This is a genomic window from Actinophytocola sp. (assembly GCF_035712165.1).
In the GTDB taxonomy this organism is placed as follows: domain Bacteria; phylum Actinomycetota; class Actinomycetes; order Mycobacteriales; family Pseudonocardiaceae; genus DASYTH01.
The window spans coordinates 1-22084 of record NZ_DASTBH010000329.1; the positions used below are offsets into that span (position 1 = coordinate 1).

General features: G+C 71.3%; 22 protein-coding genes. 3 read left to right on the top strand and 19 right to left on the bottom strand.

From position 1 onward, the window contains the following. Positions 1-108: 108 nt before the first annotated feature. The 9 genes from VFO68_RS18505 to VFO68_RS18545 all read right to left on the bottom strand — a co-directional run bounded on the left by VFO68_RS18505 (position 109) and on the right by VFO68_RS18545 (position 9803). Entirely contained in the window at positions 109-1311 is a 1203-nt protein-coding gene (locus VFO68_RS18505) for an argininosuccinate synthase (protein ID WP_325159563.1), read from the bottom strand. Continuing rightward, positions 1308-1838: an arginine repressor gene (locus tag VFO68_RS18510; protein WP_325159564.1), complete on the bottom strand. Its 531-nt coding sequence runs from the start codon at positions 1836-1838 to the stop codon at positions 1308-1310. The genes VFO68_RS18505 and VFO68_RS18510 overlap by 4 nt, the downstream gene beginning before the upstream one ends. Continuing rightward, positions 1835-2755, bottom strand: coding sequence for an ornithine carbamoyltransferase (gene argF, locus VFO68_RS18515; RefSeq protein ID WP_325159565.1), 921 nt, complete (start codon positions 2753-2755; stop codon positions 1835-1837). The genes VFO68_RS18510 and argF overlap by 4 nt, the downstream gene beginning before the upstream one ends. A gap of 1 nt (position 2756) precedes the next feature. Further along, positions 2757-3938, bottom strand: a complete 1182-nt coding sequence (locus tag VFO68_RS18520) for an acetylornithine transaminase (RefSeq protein ID WP_325159566.1) — start codon at positions 3936-3938, stop codon at positions 2757-2759. Beyond that, on the bottom strand, positions 3935-4837 hold the full coding sequence (gene argB / locus VFO68_RS18525; RefSeq protein WP_325159567.1) for an acetylglutamate kinase: 903 nt from the start codon (positions 4835-4837) through the stop codon (positions 3935-3937). The genes VFO68_RS18520 and argB overlap by 4 nt, the downstream gene beginning before the upstream one ends. Further along, a complete protein-coding gene (gene argJ / locus VFO68_RS18530; RefSeq protein ID WP_325159568.1) occupies positions 4834-5985 on the bottom strand; it encodes a bifunctional glutamate N-acetyltransferase/amino-acid acetyltransferase ArgJ in 1152 nt (383 codons plus the stop codon). Before argJ ends, argB begins: the two co-directional genes overlap by 4 nt. Then, positions 5982-7010: an N-acetyl-gamma-glutamyl-phosphate reductase gene (gene argC, locus VFO68_RS18535; protein ID WP_325159569.1), complete on the bottom strand. Its 1029-nt coding sequence runs from the start codon at positions 7008-7010 to the stop codon at positions 5982-5984. Before argC ends, argJ begins: the two co-directional genes overlap by 4 nt. 28 nt (positions 7011-7038) lie before the next feature. Continuing rightward, on the bottom strand, positions 7039-8130 hold the full coding sequence (locus VFO68_RS18540; protein ID WP_325159570.1) for a winged helix DNA-binding domain-containing protein: 1092 nt from the start codon (positions 8128-8130) through the stop codon (positions 7039-7041). Positions 8131-8201: 71 nt separating this feature from the next. Then, the gene (locus tag VFO68_RS18545; protein ID WP_325159571.1) at positions 8202-9803 is read right to left on the bottom strand and encodes an alpha/beta hydrolase; all 1602 of its coding nucleotides are present in this window, start codon (positions 9801-9803) and stop codon (positions 8202-8204) included. A 133-nt stretch (positions 9804-9936) separates the two neighbouring features. Here VFO68_RS18545 and VFO68_RS18550 point away from each other — a divergent pair, with 133 nt between their 5' ends. Together VFO68_RS18550 and VFO68_RS18555 are read left to right on the top strand one after the other, a co-directional pair. Further along, positions 9937-10629: a DNA alkylation repair protein gene (locus tag VFO68_RS18550; RefSeq protein WP_325159572.1), complete on the top strand. Its 693-nt coding sequence runs from the start codon at positions 9937-9939 to the stop codon at positions 10627-10629. A gap of 20 nt (positions 10630-10649) precedes the next feature. Then, complete coding sequence (locus tag VFO68_RS18555) at positions 10650-11438, top strand: AAC(3) family N-acetyltransferase (RefSeq protein ID WP_325159573.1); 789 nt, start codon at positions 10650-10652, stop codon at positions 11436-11438. Positions 11439-11580: 142 nt separating this feature from the next. Here the strand turns inward: VFO68_RS18555 and pheT are convergent, their stop codons facing one another. The 10 genes from pheT to VFO68_RS18605 all read right to left on the bottom strand — a co-directional run bounded on the left by pheT (position 11581) and on the right by VFO68_RS18605 (position 20729). After that, a complete protein-coding gene (pheT, locus tag VFO68_RS18560) occupies positions 11581-14076 on the bottom strand; it encodes a phenylalanine--tRNA ligase subunit beta (protein ID WP_325159574.1) in 2496 nt (831 codons plus the stop codon). A gap of 3 nt (positions 14077-14079) precedes the next feature. Then, on the bottom strand, positions 14080-15147 hold the full coding sequence (gene pheS / locus VFO68_RS18565) for a phenylalanine--tRNA ligase subunit alpha (protein WP_325159575.1): 1068 nt from the start codon (positions 15145-15147) through the stop codon (positions 14080-14082). A 112-nt stretch (positions 15148-15259) separates the two neighbouring features. Beyond that, positions 15260-15649 carry a type II toxin-antitoxin system VapC family toxin gene (locus VFO68_RS18570; RefSeq protein WP_325159576.1) on the bottom strand — a complete coding sequence of 130 codons (390 nt, stop codon included), beginning with the start codon at positions 15647-15649 and terminating at the stop codon, positions 15260-15262. Continuing rightward, positions 15646-15936 carry a hypothetical protein gene (locus tag VFO68_RS18575; RefSeq protein WP_325159577.1) on the bottom strand — a complete coding sequence of 97 codons (291 nt, stop codon included), beginning with the start codon at positions 15934-15936 and terminating at the stop codon, positions 15646-15648. The genes VFO68_RS18570 and VFO68_RS18575 overlap by 4 nt, the downstream gene beginning before the upstream one ends. Before the next feature lie 58 nt (positions 15937-15994). After that, positions 15995-16765 (bottom strand): RNA methyltransferase, encoded by a 771-nt coding sequence (locus VFO68_RS18580; protein WP_325159583.1) that lies wholly within the window; start codon positions 16763-16765, stop codon positions 15995-15997. Positions 16766-16776: 11 nt separating this feature from the next. Next, complete coding sequence (gene rplT, locus VFO68_RS18585; RefSeq protein WP_325159578.1) at positions 16777-17151, bottom strand: 50S ribosomal protein L20; 375 nt, start codon at positions 17149-17151, stop codon at positions 16777-16779. 74 nt (positions 17152-17225) lie between these two features. After that, positions 17226-17420 (bottom strand): 50S ribosomal protein L35, encoded by a 195-nt coding sequence (gene rpmI, locus VFO68_RS18590; protein ID WP_325159579.1) that lies wholly within the window; start codon positions 17418-17420, stop codon positions 17226-17228. Positions 17421-17471: 51 nt separating this feature from the next. Beyond that, positions 17472-18059, bottom strand: a complete 588-nt coding sequence (gene infC / locus VFO68_RS18595) for a translation initiation factor IF-3 (RefSeq protein ID WP_325159584.1) — start codon at positions 18057-18059, stop codon at positions 17472-17474. 382 nt (positions 18060-18441) lie between these two features. Further along, positions 18442-19131: a response regulator gene (locus tag VFO68_RS18600; protein ID WP_325159580.1), complete on the bottom strand. Its 690-nt coding sequence runs from the start codon at positions 19129-19131 to the stop codon at positions 18442-18444. Beyond that, the gene (locus tag VFO68_RS18605; RefSeq protein WP_325159581.1) at positions 19128-20729 is read right to left on the bottom strand and encodes a sensor histidine kinase; all 1602 of its coding nucleotides are present in this window, start codon (positions 20727-20729) and stop codon (positions 19128-19130) included. The genes VFO68_RS18600 and VFO68_RS18605 overlap by 4 nt, the downstream gene beginning before the upstream one ends. 98 nt (positions 20730-20827) lie before the next feature. Between VFO68_RS18605 and VFO68_RS18610 the strand changes: the two genes are divergently transcribed. After that, positions 20828-22084: cation:dicarboxylate symporter family transporter (locus VFO68_RS18610; RefSeq protein WP_325159582.1), on the top strand; the 1257-nt coding region annotated here is incomplete at its 3' end.

A 22084-nucleotide genomic window follows, 5' to 3' on the forward strand; every position in this document is an offset into this window, starting at 1 on the left:
GCACCGGCCGGTCCCGAGTCGAACCGGCCGCCCCAGAGTTGGCTCATGCGGCAGCCATCCGGCTGGTCTGGCCGGCGCGGTTGCTCAGCCCAGGCATCGCCGGCCCGCTCATGACGTGTGGTGCTGGTCGCGCTTGGCGGCGATCTTGCTGGGCAGGCCCCACAGCTGCACGAAGCCCTTGGCCAGCGACTGGTCGAAGCTGTCGCCCTCGTCGTAGGTGGCCAGGTTGAAGTCGTAGAGCGAGCGTTCGCTGCGCCGGCCGGTGGGCACCGCCCGGCCGCCGTGCAAGGTCATCCGGACTTCGCCGCAGACGTGCTGCTGGCTGCTGGCGATGAACGTGTCCAGCGCTGTCTTGAGCGGGGAGAACCACAGGCCGTCGTAGACCAGTTCGCCCCAGCGCTGCTCCACCTGACGCTTGAACCGGGCCAGGTCCCGTTCCACGGTGACGCTCTCCAACTCCTGGTGCGCGGTGATCAGGGCGATGGCGCCCGGCGCCTCGTACACCTCGCGGGACTTGATGCCGACCAGCCGGTCCTCGACCATGTCCAGCCGGCCGACGCCGTGCGCGCCCGCGCGGTGGTTCAGCGCCTGGATCACCTGCAGCAGCGTGTGGGTCTCGCCGTCCAGCGCCACCGGCACCCCGGCGTCGAAGGTGATCACCACCTCGTCCGGATCGCGGAGCTGCGCCGGGTTCGAGGTGTAGGCGTAGACGTCCTCGATCGGCGCGTTCCAGATGTCCTCGAGGAAGCCGGTCTCCACGGCCCGGCCCCACACGTTCTGGTCGACCGAGTACGGCGACTTCTTCGACTGGTCGATCGGCAGATGCCGGTCCTCGGCCCAGGCGATGGCCTTCTCCCTGGTCCAGGCATAGTCCCGAACGGGGGCCACCACCTTGAGGTCGGGAGCCAGCGCGCCGATGCCCACCTCGAACCGGACCTGGTCGTTGCCCTTTCCGGTGCAGCCGTGCGCCACCGTGCTGGCGCCGTGGTACTTCGCGGCCTCCACCAGGTGCTTGGCGATCAGCGGCCGGGACAGCGCCGACACCAGCGGGTAGCGGTCCATGTAGAGCGCGTTGGCCTGCAGCGCCGGCAGGCAGTACTGCTCGGCGAACTCGTCCCGGGCATCGGTGACGACCGCCTCGACGGCACCACAGTCCAGCGCGCGCTTGCGAATGGTGTCGAGGTCCTCGCCACCCTGGCCGACGTCCACCGCGACGGCGACCACCTCGGCCCCGGTCTCCTCGGCGATCCAACCGATCGCCACGGAGGTGTCCAGCCCACCGGAGTAGGCCAGCACGATCCGCTCGGTCATTCCTTGGTCTCCCTGTCTTCCGCAACGTCTACTGTGGATGGCCTGGCGGCCATTCCGGTGAACCGGTCGGCAAGTTCCTTACCGGACAACGGTTCTCGGGCGATCACGACGACGGTGTCGTCGCCGGCGATCGTGCCGACCACCTCGTGCAGCGCGGATCGGTCGATCGCGCTGGCCAGGAACTGGGCCGCGCCGGGCGGGGTGCGCAGCACGGTGAGGTTGGCCGAACCGTCCGCGGACACCAGCAGCTCGGCGAGCAGCCGGGTGAGCCGCGACGTGCCGCCCTGCACCCCGCGGACCGGGCTGCCGTCCTCGGGGATCACGTACACCGGCACTCCCCCGTCGGCGCCGCGCAGCTTGACCGCGCCGAGCTCGTCGAGGTCCCGGGACAGCGTGGCCTGGGTGACGTCGATCCCTTCCCCGGCGAGGAGTTTCGCGAGCTCGGTCTGGTTACGGATGCCCATCGAGGTGACCAGCTCGACGATCCGGGCCTGCCGGGCGACGCGGGTCGACGCGGAGTTGGTCATGAGTTTTCCAGCAGCCAGGTGAGCAGCGCCTTCTGGGCGTGCAGCCGGTTCTCCGCCTCGTCCCACACGGCGCTGGCCGGGCCGTCGAGCACCTCGTCGGTGATCTCCGCGCCCCGGTGGGCCGGCAGGCAGTGCAGCACGATCGCGCCGGGCGCGGCCCGGGCCAGCAGGCCGGCGTTGACCTGGAACGGCTGGAACGGGGTGACCCGGTCCCGGCCGTCCTGCTCCTGGCCCATCGAGGTCCAGGCGTCGGTGACCAGCACGTCCGCGCCCTCGGCCGCGGCCAGCGGGTCGGTCAGCGCGGCCACCGCGCCGCCGGTCTCGGCGGCCCGGTGCTTGGCGTCGAGCACGAAATCCGGATGCGGCTGGAACCCGTCCGGCGTGGCGATCCGCACCCGCATGCCCGCCGTGGCGCCGCCGACCAGCAGCGAGTGCGCCATGTTGTTCGCGCCGTCGCCGAGATAGGTCAGGGTCAGCCCGGCCAGCCGGCCGAGCCGCTCCCGCACGGTCAGCAGGTCGGCGAGGACCTGGCACGGGTGGAACTCGTCGGTCAGCGCGTTGACCACCGGGATGGTCGAGACGGAGGCCATCGCCTCGATCCGGGACTGGGCGAAGGTGCGCCACACCACCAGGTCCACGTACCGGGACAGCACCCGGGCGGTGTCCTCGATGGTCTCCTCGCGGCCGAGCTGCATGGTCCGGCCGTCGATGACCACCGGCTGGCCGCCGAGCTGCGCGATGCCCACCTCGAAGGACAACCGGGTGCGGGTGGAGTTCTTCTCGAAGATCGCCGCCACGGCCCGGCCGGCCAGCGGGCGCTCCGCCAGCGGCTCGCGCTTCATCCGCCCGGCCAGGTCCAGCACGACCGCCTGCTCGTCCGGGGTGAGGTCGTCGTCCCTCAGGAAATGCCGGACCATGTCACCTCGTCTCCAGCGCGGCCGGCAGCGCCTCGAGAAAGCCGCTGACCTGATCGTGGTCGATGATCAGCGGGGGGGCCAGCCGAATGGTGTCCGGCTGCACGGGGTTGACCAGGTAGCCGTGGTCCTGCGCGGCCCTGGCCACCGCGGCCGAGACCGGCTCACGCAGGGCGATGCCGAGCAGCAGGCCGTTCCCGCGCACCCCGGCCACCAGAGGATGGTTGAGCTCCTCGATCCCGGCGGCCAGTTCCTTGCCCATCGTCGCCGCGTGCTCGCACAGCCCGTCGGCCGCGATCGTGCGGAGCACCGCCAGGCCGGCCGCGCAGGCGACCGGGTTGCCGCCGAAGGTGGTGCCGTGCTGCCCGGGCTGGAACAGGTCGGCCACCGGTCCCACCCCGATCACCGCGCCCAGCGGCAGGCCGCCGCCGAGGCCCTTGGCCAGGGTGATCACGTCCGGGGTGACCCCGGCCTCCTGGAAGGCGAACCAGCTCCCGGTGCGGCCGATGCCGGTCTGCACCTCGTCGAGAACCAGCAGCGCCCCGGCCCGGGCGGTGAGCTCCCTGGCCCGCTGCAGGTAGCCGTGCGGGGCCGGCCACACGCCGCCCTCACCGAGGGCCGGCTCCAGGAACACCGCCGCGGTCCGATCGTCCACAGCGGACTCGAGCGCATCGGTCCGGCCGAACGGAACGTGCACCACGTCGGGCAGCAACGGCTGGAACGGCTCCCGCTTGGCCGGCTGACCGGTGAGCGTCAACGCGCCCATCGTGCGACCGTGGAAGGCGCCCTCGCAGGCCACCACCTTGCTCCGGCCGGAAAGCCGGGACAGCTTCAGCGCCGCCTCCACCGCCTCGGCGCCGGAGTTGCAGAACAGCACCTTGGCCGCGCCGGTGAGGCCGGCCACGTCCAGCAGCGCCTCGGCCAACTCGACGGTGACCGGGTTGACGTAGAGGTTGGACGTGTGGCCGAGCACGCCGATCTGCTTGGTGACCGCGGCCACCACGGCCGGGTGGGCGTGTCCCAACGCGTTGACCGCGATGCCGCCGACGAGGTCGAGGTAGCGGTTGCCGTCGGCGTCCCAGACGTAGGCGCCCTCGCCGCGAACCAGGGTGAGCGCGGGCGTGCCGTAGTTGTCCATCAGCGCCGAGCGCCACCGGCCCTGTCCGTCCACATTGGACGTGATCATGTGTCCTCCCGGTCCGGTAGCACCATGGTTCCCACGCCATGGGTGGTGAAGACCTCCAGCAGCACCGAATGCCCGAGCCGCCCGTCGATCACGTGCGCCCTGGGCACCCCGCCGCGCACCGCGTGCAGGCACGCCTCCATCTTGGGAATCATGCCGCTGGCCAGGCCCGGCAGCAGTCCCTCGAGCGTCGCGGCGCGGATCTCCTGCAGTAGCGAGGAACGGTCCGGCCAGTCGGCGTAGAGGCCTTCGACATCGGTCAGCACGACCAGTTTCTCGGCCCGCAGCGCCACCGCCAGCGCGGCGGCGGCCGTGTCCGCGTTGACGTTGTGCGTCACCCCGTTGGGGTCCGGGGCCACACTGGACACCACCGGAATGCGCCCGGCCCGGATGATGTCCAGCACGGCGTCGGCGTTGACGTGCACCACGTCGCCGACCAGGCCGAGGTCGACCTCCTCGCCGTCCACGGTCGCGGTGCGCCGCTCGGCGGTGAACAGCCGGGCGTCCTCGCCGGAGATGCCGACCGCGTACGGGCCGTGCGCGTTGATCAGTCCGACCAGCTCCCGGCTGACCTGGCCGGTGAGCACCATCCGCACCACGTCCATGGCCTCCGGCGTGGTGACCCGCAGACCGCCCCGGAACTCGCCGGGAATGCCGAGCCTGGTCAGCATCGCGGTGATCTGCGGCCCACCCCCGTGCACCACCACCGGGTGCAGGCCGGCGAGCCTGAGAAACACCATGTCCTGCGCGAACGCGGTCTTCAGCGCGTCGTCCAGCATGGCGTTCCCGCCGTACTTCACCACCACGGTCGCACCGTGGAACCGTTGCAGCCACGGCAATGCCTCGATCAGGACCTCGGCCTTGCCCGCAGCCGTGGCCCGTTCGTCAGCGAGATCGGTCATGTCGAGTACGCGCTGTTCTCGTGGACGTAGGCGTGCGTGAGGTCGTTGGTCCAGATGGTGGCCCGCTCGGCGCCGGCTTTGAGATCGACCGTGACGGACACCGCGCGGCCGGACAGGTCGACCGCCTCGGCCGGTTCCCCCGGCCCGCCGTCCCGGCAGATCCACACCCCGTTGAACGCGACGTCCAAAGTGGACGGATCGAACTTGGCCGCCGTGGTGCCGACGGCGGCGAGGATCCGGCCCCAGTTCGCGTCCCGGCCGAACACCGCGCACTTGAACAGGTTGCTCCGGGCGATCGCCCGGCCGACCTCCACCGCGTCCTCCTCGGACGCGGCGCGCACCACCTCGATGGTGATGTCGTGCTCGGACCCCTCGGCGTCGGTGAGCAACTGCTGGGCGAGGTCGTGGCAGACCGCCCGGACCGCCTCGGCGAACTCCGGATAGCCCGGGGTGATCCCGGACGCGCCACCGCACATCAGCAGCACGGTGTCGTTGGTCGACATGCACCCGTCGGAGTCGAGCCGGTCGAAGGTGACCCGGCACGCGTCCCGCAGCGCCCGGTCGGCCGTCTCGCCGTCCACCTCGGCGTCGGTGGTGAGCACGACCAGCATCGTGGCCAGGGCGGGGGCGAGCATGCCGGCGCCCTTGGCCATGCCGCCGACCGTCCACCCGGCGCCGCGATGGACCGCCTGCTTGCTGCGGGTGTCGGTGGTCATGATCGCGACCGCGGCCGCGTCGCCGCCGTCCGGGGCGAGCGTCGCCGCGGCCGCGTCGATGCCCGCCATCAGCAGCGGCCGGTCCAGCGGCTGACCGATCAGTCCGGTCGAGCACACCACCACGTCGACCGCGCCGAGACCGAGCAACTCGGCCACCCGCTCGGCCGAGGCATGCGTGTTCTGGAAACCCTCGGGCCCGGTGTAGCAGTTGGCGCCGCCCGAGTTGAGCACGACGGCCCGGGCCCGGCGGTCGGCCACCACGCGCTCGCTCCACAGCACCGGGTTGGCCTTGCACCGGTTGGTGGTGAACACGGCCGCGGCGACATCGGCCGGGCCGTCGTTGACCACCAGGGCCACGTCGGGGTTTCCGCTCGGCTTGAGCCCGGCGGCCACGCCCGCGGCCCGGAACCCCTTCGGCGCCGTCACCGTCATGGTGCTACTCCCACAGTCGTCAAGCCGGCGGACTCCGGCAGCCCGAGGGCGATGTTCATGGACTGGATGGCGGCACCGGCGGTGCCCTTGGTCAGGTTGTCGATGGCGGCCACGGCCACCAGGCGGCCGGCGCCGGGATCCACGGTCACCTGCAGATGCGCGGCGTTGCCGGCGAGCACGGCCGCGGTGGTCGGCCAGACGCCGTCCGGCAGCAGGTGCACGAACGGCTCGTCCTGGCCGTACTTCGCGTAGGCGTCCCGCGCCGCCGCGGCGTCCACTCCGGACCGGACGGTCGCCGAGCAGGTGGCGAGAATGCCGCGCGGCATCGGGGCGAGCACCGGGGTGAACGACACGATCACCGGGCGGCCGGCGACCCGGGCCAGGTTCTGCGCGATCTCCGGGGTGTGCCGGTGGGTCCCGCCGACGCCGTAGGCGCTGGCCGCGCCCATCACCTCCGAGCCGAGCAGGTTCGGCTTGAGGGTGCGGCCGGCGCCGGAGGTCCCGCTGACCGCCACCACCACGACGTCCGGCTCGATCAGCCCGGCGGCCAGGGCCGGCGCCAGGGCCAGCGAGGCGGCGGTCGGGTAGCAGCCGGGCACGGCGACCCGGCGGGCGCCGCGCAGTTCGTCGCGGGCGCCGGGCAGTTCCGGCATGCCGTACGGCCAGGAGCCGGCGTGCGTGCCGCCGTACCACTGCTGCCAGTCCGCCGCGCTGGTCAGCCGGTGGTCGGCGGCGCAGTCGATGACCAGGGTGTCCGGGTCGAGGGCGGCCGCGATCCCGGCGGAGTGGCCGTGCGGCAGCGCGAGGAACACGACGTCATGGCCGGCGAGGGCGTCGGGCGTGGTGTCGGTGAGCGTCCGGTCGGCGAGCGGCGGAAGGTGGGCGTGGTGCTGGCCGAGCGGGCTGCCGGCGTTGCCGCCCGCGGTGAGTGCGCCGATCTCGACCGAGGGGTGGCCGAGCAGCAGGCGGAGCAGCTCACCGCCCGCGTAGCCGCTGGCACCCGCGACCGCCACCGTGAAGACCATGTGGATGATTATGCACGCTGATGCAAAATCACTCAACCAGCACGTGCGTGTCCCGCCCCTCCGGCGCCACGAACGCGAGCAGCCGCTCGGCCTCCCCGACCACGGCCGCGGCATGCCGCTTGGTCAGTGGGGCGAACGGCTGGATGACGACCGTCGCGGTCCGCCGGTCCTGCCGCAGCCGCCAGGTCCCGCGCACGAACCCGTCGACCAGGAAGGCCGGCATCGGGGCATCGTTCTTCGTGGCGAACAGCGCGGCCCGGCTCTCGGCGGCCATCACGCGGAGCCGGTCGGTGTGCGAGCGCAGGCAGTTGTCGTACTCCGGCAGCAGCCGAACCGGGGCCGGGGTGTCCGGGTCGGGCAGTGCGGCGTCCGGCAGGTCGAACAGCTCGGCGCCCCGCTCGTCGCGGAAGGTGCGCAGGTCGAGGCCGGCGAACACGTCGCGCCACCCGGCCAGGCCGCTCCAGGTCTGCACGTCCTTGGCGCTGGCCGGGCCGTAGCCGGCCAGGTACCGGCGCAGCATGGCGGCCCGATCCCCGTGCGGTTCCACGTCGCGGCCCAGCCAGGCCCGGACCGTGGTCATCCGCGCCTGACCGGTCTGGCCCCACAGGCCCTTCGGCGGGACGTGCACCAGCGGCAGCAGGTAGCGGGCGGCCCGGCCCATTCCCTCGGGGTCCTGGTCCGGGCGGCTTTCGGCGAGCAGGCGGCGCAGTTCGGCCAGCGAGCGCGGCTGGTCGGCGAGCAGGCCGGCCGCCTCGGCGAGGACCTCGTCGAGCGCGGCGCCCGCCGGCAGGCCCGGTGCGGCGCGCACGCTGCGCTCGAAGATGATCCGGGTGAGCGGGTGCAGCGCCACGCAGTCCGCCGCGCTGACCAGGTGGATCGTGCCGCGCATCAGGCTGGACCGGACGACGGTCCGCTCGGTGATCGCGGTGCTGAGGTCCTCGACCGTGAACGCGGCCAGCCGGGACCACAGGCCGAGGTACGGCGCGTTCGGGGCCTGCGCCTGCATGCCGACCAGATGCTCCACCGCGTCGACGACGTTCAGCGCGGTCCGGTCGAGCAGCAGTTGGCGGTGCAGCAGGGCCCGGTTGAGCGCGCGGTCGGTGAGGACCTTGGTCGGCACAACCGGAAGGCTAGGTGATGCGACCGACGCCCCGCCGCCATGGCGTGGCGGCGGGGCGTCGGGTCGGGCGATCAGTGCCGCAAGGACTGCAGGAACGCCTGGTGCAGATCCGCCACCGACCTGATGCTGCCGGCGGCCGCGGTCGTCCGGGACTGCGCCTGGGCGGACGGATCCGGTCGCGGAACCGGCGGGCACTGCACGTCGGACCGGTTGCCCGGCACCCGGTTGGGCAGCGCACCGGTCTTCAGGTAGGCGACGATCAGGTTGTCGGTGCAGGCCACGCCGGACAGCGACCCGGCGTGCGTGGTGCCACCGACACCCTCGATCAGCGCGGACCGCGGGTACAACCTGCGGGTCGCCAGCGCACCCTCGTACGGGGTGGCCGCGTCCAGCGTCTCACTGATCAGCAGGGCGTCCTTCACCTTGCTGCCGTCGATCCGCACCGGGTTGCCGGCCCGCGCCGGCCAGTACACGCACGGCGCGTTGAACCACGCGTTGCCCCAGGTCTCGAACGGCGCCTGGGCAAAGGTGCGCCAGTTGTCCCGGCGCCACTTGTTCCAGTCGGTCGGCCACTGGATGTCCGTGCACTGCACGGCGAGGTAGATGGCATAGCTGTTGTCGTCGAACGGCGGGGTGCCGTACAGGTCGATCAGCGGCTGCAGATCGCGGTTGTGCACCCAGCCCGCGAACGCCTGGGCCACGTCCTCCCAGCCGTACACGTAGTACCCGGCCTGCAGGAAGATGTCGGTCCACTCGTCCGGCCCGATCACGCCACCGGCCGGCTGCCGCAGCAGGTTCACCTGCTCGCGGTAGAACAGCCGCTCGACCTCCCGGCCGCTGGTGCCCAGGTGGTAGACGTCGTCATGATCCGCGATCCAGTCGAAGTAGATCTTGATGTTGCGGTCGAAGGCGATGTCCTGGTCGATGTTGGCGTCGTACCAGATGCGGGAGGCGTTGACCACGCCGTCGTAGACCACCCGGCGGAACCTGTCCGGGAACAGCGTGCCGTAGACCTGGCCGAGGTAGGTGCCGTAGGAGAACCCGTAGTAGTTGATCTGCGGCGCACCCAGGGCCTTGCGGATGCTGTCCATGTCGCGCGCCGAGTCGATGGTCTTCAGGTGGCCGAGCAGTTCGTGCTGGTTGCGGTCGCAGGCCCGGGCGTAGTCCCGGGACCGGTTCAGCCAGGTGCGCTCCAGCCGCGACGTGACCGGCACGTAGAACGGCCGGTTGTAGCCGGCGTAGTCCGGGATGCAGTTCAGCGACGGCTCGCTGGCGCCGACCCCGCGCGGGTCGAACCCGATCCAGTCGTAGCTGTCCCCGCCGCCGTCCGAAACGAACTGGCCCAGGATCGAGTAGATCAGCCCGGAGCCACCCGGTCCGCCCGGGTTGACCAGCATCGGGCCCTGCGCCTGCGAATCGGGCGTGCTGTGCAGCACCCGCGACACCGCGAGCCGGATCTTGGTGCCGGACGGGCGGGCGTAGTCGAGCGGCACCTCGACGAAGCCGCACTGGGCGCCGAACTCGACCAGGGTCGGGTTGTCGCAGGCGCCCCAGTTGACCGGTGGCGGTGTGTAGTCGGTGGCGCCCTGCGGCGCCGCCTGTGCGGACGGGACCGCGACCAATCCGCCCACAACGGCGATCGCGGTCGCCGCCACGGCGACGAATTTCTTCACTTTGCCCCTTTTCATCCTTTTATCGGCGCCGAACTGCCCTGCTCCGCGACGCCGGACCGAGCCTGCACCGCGGGTGGCCGATTCGGAACCCCACCTTCGTCGCATTGTCAGACCGTTACGAGACGATGGGGTCATGCCCGAAACGTTCGACCGTGCACTGGTGACCGCCGTCCGGACTGGACTCGCCGCGCTCGCCGACCCGGCCAAGGCACCGGAGATGCAGCGCTACATGAAATCGGACATGCCATTCCGCGGAGTGCAGAAACCAGCCAGAGCCGAGCTTGCCCGCCGGTTGTTCGCCGACCATCCGCTGTCCGATGCGGACACCTGGACGGCGACGGTGCGCGAACTGTGGCACGGCGCCAAGTACCGCGAGGAGCGCTATGTCGCGCTGGACCTGACCGGACACCGCGGCTACGCGCGCTGGCAGCGGCCCCAACTGCTCGGCCTGTACGAGGAACTGATCGTCACCGGCGCGTGGTGGGACTTCGTCGACGAGGTCGCCAACCGGCGGATCGGCCCGCTGGTCCGCGACCACCCCGGCGAACTGGTGCCGGAAATGCTGGCCTGGAGCCACGATCCCGACCGGTGGAAGCGCCGCACCTCGATCATCTGCCAGCTCAGCGCGAAGGGCGGCACCGACACCGCGCTGCTGACGCACTGCATCGAGGCCAACATCGCGGACCCGGACTTCTTTCTGCGCAAGGGAATCGGCTGGGCGCTGCGGCAGTTCGCCAAGACCGAGCCCGGCTGGGTCGCCGCCTTCGTCGACGCTCATCCTGACCTGTCGCCACTTTCCCGCCGGGAGGCGACCAAGCACCTGTAGCCGTTCGGCAGGATGGTGGCATGACCGACGAACCGGCTATCCGCCCGTCGATCGCCGCCGACCTGCGCCGGCTCGGCCTCGGTGCGGGCGATGCGGTGCTGGTGCACTCGTCACTGCGGTCGCTGGGTTGGGTGTGCGGCGGGGCGGTCACCGTGGTGCAGGCGCTGCTCGACACCGTGGGGCCGGACGGAACGGTGGTCGTGCCCACCCAGACGATGGGCAACTCCGATCCCCGGCACTGGACCAACCCACCGGTGCCGGAGTCCTGGTGGCCGGTGATCCGGGAGCACATGCCCGCGTTCGATCCGGCGATCACGCCGAGCGGCGGCGTCGGCGTGATTCCTGAGGTCGTGCGCACCTGGCCCGGCGCGGTGCGCAGCGCGCACCCGCACACCTCGTTCGCCGCCCTGGGTTCGGCCGCCGGCACGCTGATGGCCGGTCACCGGCTGGACTGCCAGTTGGGCGAGGAGTCGCCGCTGGCCGCGCTGGAGCGAGTCGACGGAAAGGTACTGCTGCTCGGCGTCGGCTACGACCGGTGCACGGCGTTCCACCTGGCCGAGTATCGGGTCCGGCACCCCGCGCTGTTCGAGTTCAGCGCGGCCGTCCACACGCCCTCCGGACGGTCCTGGGTCACCTACATCGACGTGGCCACCAGCAGCGACGACTTCGCCGACCTCGGCGCCGCCTTCGACCCGACCAGCGCGGTCCGCCGAGGCCGGGTCGGCGCCGCCGACTGCCGCCTCTTCAGCGTGCGCGAAGCCGTCGCCTTCGCCACCACCTGGCTCCCCCACCACCGGGGCACCGCCTAGCCCCCCTTCCGCGGATCCCTGTGGGAAGCCCATGCCCCACCAACAGCCACCTCAGGGGACCGTGACGCCACCCAACCACCATCCACCCGACAACCGCACGTCCCCCGAAACGCAACAACCGCAAAAATTCCGGAGAGGCGGCTCAGCGGAGGGTGGCGCCGTGCCGGTCGGCGGCGGCGGCGACGGCGGCATCCCGGGCGGCGGTGGCTTCCTCGAGGGTGAGCGTGCGGTCCGCGGCCCGGAACCGCAGCGCGTAAGCCAGCGAGCGCTTGCCCTCGCCGACCTGCTCGCCGGTGTAGACGTCGAACAGGCTCAGTTCCTCCAGCAGGCCCCCACCGCCGGTGCGCAGCGCCTCGGCCACCTCGGCGGCGGGCACGGAGTCGGCCACCACCAGCGCGACGTCCAGCAGCACCGGCGGGTACGGCGAGACGTGCACCGCCGGGCGGCGTTCGACCAGCGGTAGAGCGTCGAGATCGAGCTCCATTGCGACGGTGCCCTTGGGCAGGCCGAGCGCCTCGACCACCTTCGGATGCAACTCACCGGCGTGACCGACCGGCCAGTCGCCGACCCGCAGCTGCGCACACCGGCCGGGGTGCCAGGGCAGCAGGTCGCCGGCCTGCACCCGAAGCTCCACACCGGCGGCCCGGGCCACGACCTGCGCGGCCTCGACGGCGTCCGCCCAGCTGACCTTCTCCCCGGCGCCCCACCAGCCGGCGCGCCGGCGGTGGCCGGCCAGCACCACGGCCACGTGCTCGGGCTGCTGCGGCAGGGCGGCCTTCATCGCGGCGATCTCGTCGTCGGACGGCCGCTCGGCCACCCCGAGCTCGGGAATCTCGATCTGCTGCGCCTTGTGCTGCACCACCTGTCCGATGTGGAACAGCCCGACGTCCCGCGCACCCCGGGAGACGTTACGCACCAACGTGTCCAGCAGTCCGGGCAGCAGGGTCGTGGCGAGCTGGTCGCGGTCGGACTCCAACGGGTTCAGCACGCCGACGGTGCGCCGCCTGCTGTCCTTTTCGGACAGTCCGAACGCGTCCCAGACCGAGCTGGACACGAACGGGAACGGGAGCACCTCGACGAGGCCCGACGCGGCCAGCGCCCGGGACACCGTGCGACGGCGACGCTGGGCCAGCGTGAGACCGGTGCCCGCCGGGGCGGACGGCAGCTCGCTGGGGATGGTGTCGTAGCCCTCCAGGCGCAGCACCTCCTCCACCAGGTCGGCCGGCTGCTCCAGATCCGGCCGCCAAGACGGCGGGTACGCGATCACGAGTGTCGCGCCGTCGTCGCCGGAGATCACCTCGACCTGGCAGCCCACCTGTCCGAGCCTGCGCACCGTGACGCCTCGGTCGTAGCGCACCCCGGCGACCCGGTCGGGCAGGTCGATCGGCATGGTGATCGGCGGCAGGGTCAGCGGGTTGCCGACGTCGGTACGGCCGGTCCGGATGTTGCCCTCGCCGTGGTCGCGCAGCAGCCGCACGGCGATCTCCAGCGCCACCGGCGGCAGCGCCGGATCCACCGACCGCTCGTACCGCTTGGACGCCTCGCTGGGCAGCTTGTGCCGGCGCACGGCGCGGGCGATCGACGGCGGGTCCCAGATGGCCGCCTCGAGCACGATGTCGGTGCTGTCCGGCCGGATCTCGGTCGTCGCGCCACCCATCACGCCGGCCAGCGAGACCGGGCCGGACTCGTCGCACACCACGATGTCGTCCGGGTCGAGGGTGCGTTCCACGTCGTCGAGGGTGGTGAGCTTCTCCCCCGGCCGGGCCCGGCGCACCGTGATCCCGCCCTTGAGCGACGGCGCGTCGAAGGCGTGCATCGGCTGGCCGGTCTCCAGCATCACGTAGTTCGTGACGTCCACCGCCAGGGAGATCGAGCGCATGCCGGCCGCCAGCAGGCGGCGCCGGATCCACCTCGGCGTCGGCGCGGTCGGGTCGACACCGGAGACCCGGCGCACCGCGAACCGCGGGCAGGCTTCGCCGTCCTCGACCGTCACCGCGACCGAGTCGCCGTCGGCGGGCGGCACGTCGATCGCCGCCGGGTCGCGGTACTGCACATCGAGTGCGCAGGCCAGTTCCCGGGCGAGACCGCGAGCCGAGAAACAGTAGCCGCGGTCCGGGGTGATGGCCAGCTCGATGATCGTGTCGTCCAGCCCGAGCAGCTCCGCCGCGTCGTCACCGGCGCCGATGTCACCCGCGGTCAGCACCAGGATCCCGGCATGGTCGTCACCGAGCCCGAGCTCGCGGGCCGAACAGATCATGCCCTCGCTCATCCGGCCGTAGGCCTTGCGGGCTTCGATGGTGAACCCGCCGGGCAGCACGCAGCCGGGCAGTGCGACGACGACCAGATCGCCCTCGCGGAAGTTGGTCGCACCGCAGATGATCTGCCGGGTGTGCTCGCCCGGCGCGTCCTCGTCGGGCTCGTCGACCTCGACCACGCAGTACCGCATGGGCTTCTTGAGGCCGGACAGCTCCTCGATCTCAGCCACCCGGCCGACGATGAGCGGACCGGTCACCGAGTCCAGGGCGCGCAGCTCCTCCACCTCGATGCCGACCTTGACCAGCGCCTCGGCGACCTCCTCGGCCGAGAACGTCCGGTCGGTCTCCAGGTGCTCGGTCAGCCAGCTGACGGGCAGCCGCACGGGTCAGGCCTCCGTTCCGAACGGCAGGGTGAACCGGACATCGCCCTCGACCATGTCCCGCATGTCCGGGATTCCGTTGCGGAACTGCAGGGTCCGCTCGATGCCCATGCCGAAGGCGAACCCGGAGTAGACCTCGGGATCCACTCCGCAGGCGCGCAGCACGTTGGGATGGACCATGCCGCAGCCGCCCCATTCGACCCAGCCTGCGCCGCCCTTCTTCTCGTTGAACCACACGTCGACCTCGGCCGACGGCTCGGTGAACGGGAAGTACGACGGGCGCAGCCGGGTGCGGGCTTCCTGGTCGAACATGGCCCGGGCGAAGGCATCCAGCGTGCCCTTGAGGTGCGCCATGGTCAGGCCCTTGTCCACGGCCAGACCCTCGACCTGGGTGAAGACCGGGGTGTGCGTGGCGTCCAGCTCATCCGTGCGGTAGGTGCGGCCGGGGCAGACCACGTACACCGGCAGGGCGCGGTCGAGCATCGAGCGGATCTGCACCGGTGAGGTGTGCGTCCGCAGCGCCATCCCCGAACCTTCCGGCGCGATGTAGAAGGTGTCCTGCATCGTGCGGGCCGGGTGGTCCTTCTTGAAGTTCAGCGCGTCGAAGTTGAACCACTCGGTCTCGACCTCGGGCCCCTCGGCGACCTCGTAGCCCATGCCGACGAACACGTCGGCGATCCGCTCGCACAGCGTGGTGATCGGATGCCGGGCGCCGGGCGGGGTGCGGTCCCAGGGCAGCGTGACGTCGACCCGCTCCTCGTGCAGCACCCGCTCGTCGCGTTCCCGCTGCAGCACGGCCATCCGCTCGTCGAAGGCCAACCGCACCGCCGCCTGCGCCTCGTTGACCCGTTTGCCGGCCTCCGCGCGCGCCTTCGGCGGGAGCGCTCCGATCTCCCGGCGGGCGGTGAGCAGCGGCGACCTGTCGCCGAGGTGCGCGGGTTTGGCCGCGGCCAGCGCGGCGAGATCCGCGGCGGCGGCGAACTCCTCTCGCGCCTTCTCGACGGCCGCCAGCAGCGTCTCCGGCGCGAGCGCCGCGACCTCCTTGGGGTCGTAGGAGTCGTTGGCTCCGGACATGATTGGTGGACAGCTCCCGGTTTCGGTGGCCAGGAATGGCCGGCTCGTGGCTGCGTCGTCAGCGGCGAGCAGGCACGATCTTAGGTGATGGCCACGACCGGTTTGAACTCGGTTACTCCATGCCCGGCATCGCCACCGGCAACCCGTTGTCCCGCGCCGTCTCCGCCATCCGCTTGTCGTAGGTGACCAACGCGATCAACTCGCTACCGAGCATCTCGGCGCTGGCGATGTGGATGGCGTCGAGCGTCCGGATCGGGCCGGGCACGGTTGCCGCAGCGTCCCGGATCAGGTTCGTCACGGTGATCTCGGTGTGGTCGCGCAGGAGCCTCGGCATGAGGTTGGGGTAGCTGCCGAGCCGGTCACAGGTCCGGACCGTCTCGACCATGCCTATGGTGCTGGTGCAGGTGTGCGTGACCTGCGCTGCCAGAAACCGCTCCAGCTGCTCCACATTCCTGCGCCGGACGATGAAGGTGACGAGCGCCGAGGAGTCGAGGTAGATCAATACCGCTCTCCCTCACGCATCTCCAGCAGGATCGCCAGCGGGTCGACGTCGTCTGGCACCTCGATGCGGGTGAACTTGTCCAGATCGTCCGTGGTGAGCTGGCCGGAGGCCGGGTTGATGGTTCCGTTGGCGACCAGCTCTTCGTATTTGCTCATGCGTGGGGTCGGCGGGCGCAGCTCGGCGATGACCTTGCCGTGCCGGGTGACCTCGATGATCTCGCCGTTCTCCACACGGGAGAACATGGCGCTGGGGTTGTAGGAGAACTCGCGAACGCTGACGGCCGTCATGACATACCCCCTCGGGTAGTTGTGCCTACATGAGGGTACAACATGTAGGCACATTTGGTCAGTGCTGGGCGCCCGCGCTCGCGTAGAGGCAGACCGCGGCGGCCGTGGCCAGGTTGAGGCTCTCGGCCCGACCGTAGATGGGGACCCGCACCATCCGGTCCACGGCGCCGCGCACGTCGTCCGGAAGGCCATGGGCCTCGCTACCGAACACCCAGGCGGTGGGCGCGGCGAGATCGAGCTTGCCCAACTCGTCTTCGGCCGTGCCCTCCGCGGCGACAAGGCTAAGGCCGGCCGCGCGGCAGGCGGCCAGCGTCGCCGCAAGATCACGCGATCGAGTGATCGGGAGATGGAACAGGCTGCCGGTGGAGGCCCGCACGCACTTGCCGTTGTGCGGATCGACGGTGTCGCCGGCGAACACCACGGCATCCGCGCCGGCCGCGTCGGCGACCCGGGTCACCGTGCCGGCGTTGCCCGGATCGGACACCCCCGCGAGCACCGCCACCAGCTTCGGGGACCCGGAAAGGGCCGCCTCGAGCGGAACGTCGACCACCGCGCAGACCGCCACGATCCCTTGCGGCGTCACGGTTTCCGACAACCCGGCGGCGGCCCGGTCGGTGACCGTGGACACCGGCACACCCGCGTCCCGCACGAGATCGGCGTAACGGGCGGCGGCGTCCACGGTCACGAACAGCTCGTGCACGGTGCCGAAGGCGAGCGCCTCCCGCACCGCCTGCGCTCCCTCGGCCAGGAACCGGCCGGCGCGCTCCCGGCCGGACCGCCGGGTCAGCTGCCGCGCGGCCGCGACCCGGGGGGTCCGCTCTGTATACAGTGGACTCTCGGTCAGGAGGCCTTGCCCTGCGCCGGAGCGTTCTCCCGGGCGACCGCGACCAGCGCGGCGAACGCGGTCGGGTCGCTCACCGCCAGCTCGGCGAGGATCTTGCGGTCCACCTCGACCCCGGCCACCCGCAGCCCCTGGATGAACCGGTTGTAGGTCATGCCGTTCTCGCGGGCCGCGGCGTTGATCCGGGTGATCCACAGCTGCCGGAAGTCACCCTTGCGGGCCCGGCGGTCGCGGTAGGCGTAGTTGAGCGAGTGGAGCAACTGCTCCTTGGCCTTGCGGTACAGGCGCGAGCGCTGCCCCCGGTAACCGCTGGCGAGTTCGAGAGTCGTGCGACGCTTTTTGTGGGCGTTGACCGCCCGCTTGACGCGTGCCACTGTTCCGTCCTGTCGATCTCGTGGGCGGGAACGTCGCCGCCCAGATGGTCATGGTCTACGCAATCGGCCGACGGTCAGCGGCCGAGCAACCTGTTCACGCGGCGGCGGTCCTTCTTGGACACCTCGGTAGTGCCGGACAGGCGCCGAGTCAGCTCACTCGACTTCTTCTCAAGCCTGTGTCGCAGACCCGTCTTCTGACGGAGCAGCTTGCCGCCCGCGGAGACCTTGACGCGCTTGGCGGTCCCCGTGTGGGTCTTCTGCTTGGGCATGTGTGTATTCCTTGATCTATCTCGAATGTGGGCCGGTGGTTTCGGCGGATCTCACTCCGGGTCGGACTCGCCGCCGGGTGTGGTCGCCCGCTGGCGCGCCTTCTGCACCTTGTGCGGCGCGAGCACCATGATCATGTTACGCCCGTCCTGCTTCGGCGAGGCCTCGACGAAGCCGAGCTCGGCGACGTCGTCGGCCAGCCGCTGCAACAGCCGGAAGCCGAGCTCCGGCCGGGACTGCTCCCGGCCCCGGAACATGATGGTGACCTTGACCTTGTTGCCGTGCTCGAGGAAACGCACCACGTTGCGCTTCTTGGTCTCGTAGTCGTGCGTGTCGATCTTGGGCCGGAGCTTCTGCTCCTTGATCACGGTGAGCTGCTGGTTGCGGCGCGACTCACGAGCCTTCTGCGCGCTCTCGTACTTGTACTTGCCGTAGTCCATGAGCTTGCAGACCGGCGGCCGGGCCTGCGGGGCGACCTCGACGAGGTCCAGATCCGACTCCTGTGCAAGCCGGAGCGCGTCCTCGATGCGGACGATTCCGACCTGCTCGCCGTTCGGTCCGACCAAGCGGACTTCGGGCACCCGGATGCGGTCGTTGATGCGGGTCTCGGAGCTGATGGGGCCTCCTTGGTCCGAGTTCAGGGTCCGTACACGTCTGTCGTGCGACCCGCACGGCTCGTGACGCCCCTGACAGCATCGAGCCCCGCCGCCTGGTGGCGAACGGGGCCCGCTCCGACCGACCCCGGCAGCAACGCCCGGGGCACCGCGGCCCGTGCCAGAATCCTCCGGCACCGACCGCCGCGATCGGACCCGGCCACCTGACGAGTGACTCGGGTGGGAGCGGGGCTCCACTTTGCCGCCCCTCGCGGGGCGGGTCGCGTTCCTCAGACTAGCAGATTGCCCGAATTCGGACGGCGGCACCCGGCCCGGAGCATGATCGACAGGTGCGTGCGGAGATCGACGGGCAGCCGGCGACTACGGCCACCTCGCCTCCATGCAGGTCAGAGCCGGGCCGGGACGAAACCTAGGGTTCCTGGTTGCTCGCGGCCCAGTGGTACCAGAGCTCGGGCCGGCCGATCTGGCCGTAGCGCTGGCTGCGCACGGCAAGACCGTTGTCCGCCAGATACTCCAGGTAGCGGCGGGCGGTCACCCGGGACACCCCGATGCCGTCGCTCGCCCCACCGGCGGACAGCCCGTCCCGGGCGTCGCGCAGCGCGGCCACCACCGCGGCCAGGGTGGGCGCGCTCATTCCCGTGGGCAGTGCGGAGGTCTCCGCCGGGCGCAGGGTGGCCAGCAGGCTGTCCACTTCGGACTGGTTGATGGCCGGGCCGGCTCGCCCGGCGTCGTCGAGGAACCGGGCGTAGCGCTCCAACCGGTCCCGCATCGCGGCGAAGGTGAACGGCTTGAGCAGGTACTGCACCACACCGGCGGACACCGCGGCGCGCACCACCGCGAGGTCGCGGGCCGAGGTCACCGCGATCACGTCCACCGCGTGCCCGGCGGCCCGCACCGCCCGGCAGACGTCCAGCCCGTGCGCGTCCGGCAGGTAGAAGTCGAGCAGCAGCAGGTCCACCTCCCGCTGGCGCAGCGCGCGCGACACCCCGGCCGCCGTGTGCACCACGCCGACCACCGAGAATCCGGCCACCCGCTCGACGTACTGGCGGTGTGCCTCGGCGGCCACCGGGTCGTCCTCCACCACCAGCACCCGGATCACCGGCGCACCCCGACCCGCAGCGGCAGCCGCACGGTGAACACCGCGCCGCCGTCCCCGCCTTCCGCCCGGCGCACCTCGATCGTGCCGCCACCCCGCCGCACCGCCTGGCCGACCAGCGCGAGCCCCAGGCCCCGGCCGACCAACCCGTCACCCTCCTTGGTCGACCAGCCGCGGTGGAAGACGTCCGGCAGCCGGTCCGGGTCCACGCCGGCGCCGGTGTCGGCAACCCGCAGCAGCAGGTCGCCACCGTCCACCCGGGCGGTGACGAACACCTGCGCCGGCGCACCCGCGTCCAGCGCGGCGTCCAGCGCGTTGTCGATCAGGTTGCCCAGGATCGTCACCACGTCCCGGGCGGACAGCGGATCCCCGGCCAGCACCGCGTCGTCGATCTCGGTGTCCTCGGTGATCACCAGCGTCGCCCCGCGCTCGCTGGCCTGGGCGGCCTTGCCCAGCAGCAGTGCGGCCAGCACCGGCTCGGCCACCGCGCCGACCAGCCGGTCGGTGAGCCGCTGCGCGATCCGCAGTTCCTCGGTGGCGAACTCCACGGCCTCCCGGGTGCGGCCCAGCTCCACCAGCGAGACCACGGTGTGCAGCCGGTTCGCCGCCTCGTGCGCCTGCGAGCGCAGCGACTCGGCGAACCCGCGCAGCGAGTTCAGCTCGCCGGTCAGCGCCAGCAGCTCGGTGTGGTCGCGCAGGGTCACCACGCTGCCGTGCGCCCGGTCGCCGGCGTACACCGGGGCCGAGCTGACCAGCAGCACCCGGCGGTCGGTCAGCCGGATCTGGTCCGGGGCGGGCCGGTCGCCGGACAGGCTGTGGGTCAGCGGCTCCGGCAGTCCCAGCTCGTCGACCCGGTGGCCCTCCACCGGCCCGTCGAGATCCAACAGCGTCCGCGCGCCGTCGTTGCACAGGGTCACCCGGCGATCCTTGTCGACCAGCAGCAGACCCTCCCGGACCGCATGCAGGATCGCCTCGTGGTAGTCCAGCCGCCGGCCCAGCTCGGCCGGACCGAGGCCCTGGGTCTGCCGCCGGATCCGCCGGCTGACCAGGTAGGTCCCGCTGGTGCCGACCAGCAGCGCGACCACCGCCACCAGACCCAGCGGAACCAGCCGGTCACGCACCTTGCCGGCGATCGCGTGCAGCGTGATCCCGACGCTGACCAGCGCCACGATGTGCCGGTCCGGGTCGAACACCGGCACCACGGCGCGCACCGAGGGGCCGAGCGTGCCGGTGTAGGTCTCGGTCAGGGTCTCGCCGGCCAGCGCCCGGTCGATGTGGCCGAGGAACCGCCCGCCGATCTGAGCCGGGTTCGGGTGGGTGAACCGCTGGCCCTCGGTGGACATCACCACGACGAAGTCCACCCCGGTGTCGATCCGGATGCGTTCGGCCAGTGGCTGCAGCGCCTCCGTCGGGTTCGGATCGTCCACGGCGTCGATCACGGTCGGCGCGTCGGCGACCGTGCTGGCCACCGAGATCACCTTCTCCCGGGCCGAGTCCTCGGTGTGCCGGGCGACGTCCAGGTACACGAACACCGCGCCCCCGGCCACCAGCAGGCTCACGATGATCACCTGCAGGACGAGGAGCTGACGCGCGAGGCTCATACCCGTCAGTGTGAACTAAATGAACACAATCGTGACGCAGCGCATCGGGGTAGGGATAGTGCGGGCCGGAGTCGCCGAACGCCGCGAGGAGGCGAGCCGTGTCCACGAACGCCGAGCCGACGACGCCGAGCCGGCGCCGGGACCGCACCCACTACCTGTACATCGCGGTGATCGTTGCCGTCGTGGCCGGCATCCTCGTCGGCTGGGCGTTCCCCGAGTTCGGCAAGTCGCTGCGCCCGCTCGGCCAGGGCTTCATCAACCTGATCCGGATGATGATCAGCCCGATCATCTTCTGCACGATCGTGCTGGGGATCAGCTCGGTGGCCCGGGCCGCGAAGGTCGGCCGGGTCGGCGGCCTGGCGATCGGCTACTTCCTCGTGATGTCGACCGTCGCGCTGATCATCGGGCTGCTGGTCGGCAACATCCTGCATCCCGGTGAGGGCGTGCACCTCACCGACGCCGCCCGGGCCCAGGGCGAGGCCCAGGCACAGGGCGCCAAGGGCACCAACGAGTTCCTGCTCGGCATCATCCCGACCACGCTGCTGTCCGGCCTCACCAGCGACAGCGTGCTGCAGACGCTGTTCGTCTCGCTGCTCGTCGGGTTCGCCCTGCTGTCCCTCAAGGGCCGGGGTGAACCGATCCGGATCGGGATCGAGTACATCCAGCGGCTGGTGTTCCGGATCCTGGCCATGATCATGTGGGTGGCCCCGATCGGCGCGTTCGGGGCGATGGCCGCCGTGGTCGGCGCGACCGGGCTGGCCGTGCTGAAGAGCCTCGCGATTCTCATGCTCGGGTTCTACGTGACCTGCCTGATCTTCGTGTTCGGCGTGCTCGGCTCGCTGCTGTGGGCGGTCGCCAAGATGAACATCATGTCGCTGTTCCGCTACCTGGGCCGGGAGTTCCTGCTCATCCTGGCCACCTCGTCGTCGGAGGTGGCGCTGCCGCGGCTGATCGCCAAGATGCAGCACCTCGGCGTCGGCCGGACCACCGTCGGCATCACGGTGCCCACCGGCTACTCGTTCAACCTGGACGGCACCGCCATCTACCTGACCATGGCGACCCTGTTCATCGCCGAGGTCATGGACCAGCCGCTGTCCGCGGCCGAGCAGATCTCGCTGCTGGTATTCATGATCATCGCGTCGAAGGGTGCGGCGGGGGTGACCGGGGCGGGGTTGGCCACCCTGGCCGGCGGCCTGCAGAGCCACCGTCCCGACCTGCTCGACGGCGTCGGCCTGATCGTCGGCATCGACCGGTTCATGTCAGAGGCCCGCGCGGTGACGAACTTCTCGGGTAACGCGGTGGCGACGGTGCTGGTGGGTGCCTGGACCAAGACGATCGACCGCGACAAGGTGAAC

Bases quoted from the DNA above. Each gene is read 5' to 3' on its own strand.
- rpmI (WP_325159579.1), bottom strand. From the start codon at position 17,420: ATGCCCAAGCAGAAGACCCACACGGGGACCGCCAAGCGCGTCAAGGTC.
- argJ (WP_325159568.1), bottom strand. From the start codon at position 5,985: ATGACGGTGACGGCGCCGAAGGGGTTCCGGGCCGCGGGCGTGGCCGCC.
- VFO68_RS18555 (WP_325159573.1), top strand. From the start codon at position 10,650: ATGACCGACGAACCGGCTATCCGCCCGTCGATCGCCGCCGACCTGCGC.
- pheS (WP_325159575.1), bottom strand. From the start codon at position 15,147: ATGTCCGGAGCCAACGACTCCTACGACCCCAAGGAGGTCGCGGCGCTC.
- argB (WP_325159567.1), bottom strand. From the start codon at position 4,837: ATGACCGATCTCGCTGACGAACGGGCCACGGCTGCGGGCAAGGCCGAG.
- VFO68_RS18575 (WP_325159577.1), bottom strand. From the start codon at position 15,936: ATGACGGCCGTCAGCGTTCGCGAGTTCTCCTACAACCCCAGCGCCATG.
- VFO68_RS18550 (WP_325159572.1), top strand. From the start codon at position 9,937: ATGCCCGAAACGTTCGACCGTGCACTGGTGACCGCCGTCCGGACTGGA.
- VFO68_RS18510 (WP_325159564.1), bottom strand. From the start codon at position 1,838: ATGACCAACTCCGCGTCGACCCGCGTCGCCCGGCAGGCCCGGATCGTC.
- VFO68_RS18605 (WP_325159581.1), bottom strand. From the start codon at position 20,729: ATGAGCCTCGCGCGTCAGCTCCTCGTCCTGCAGGTGATCATCGTGAGC.
- argF (WP_325159565.1), bottom strand. From the start codon at position 2,755: ATGGTCCGGCATTTCCTGAGGGACGACGACCTCACCCCGGACGAGCAG.
- VFO68_RS18520 (WP_325159566.1), bottom strand. From the start codon at position 3,938: ATGATCACGTCCAATGTGGACGGACAGGGCCGGTGGCGCTCGGCGCTG.
- VFO68_RS18505 (WP_325159563.1), bottom strand. From the start codon at position 1,311: ATGACCGAGCGGATCGTGCTGGCCTACTCCGGTGGGCTGGACACCTCC.
- argC (WP_325159569.1), bottom strand. From the start codon at position 7,010: ATGGTCTTCACGGTGGCGGTCGCGGGTGCCAGCGGCTACGCGGGCGGT.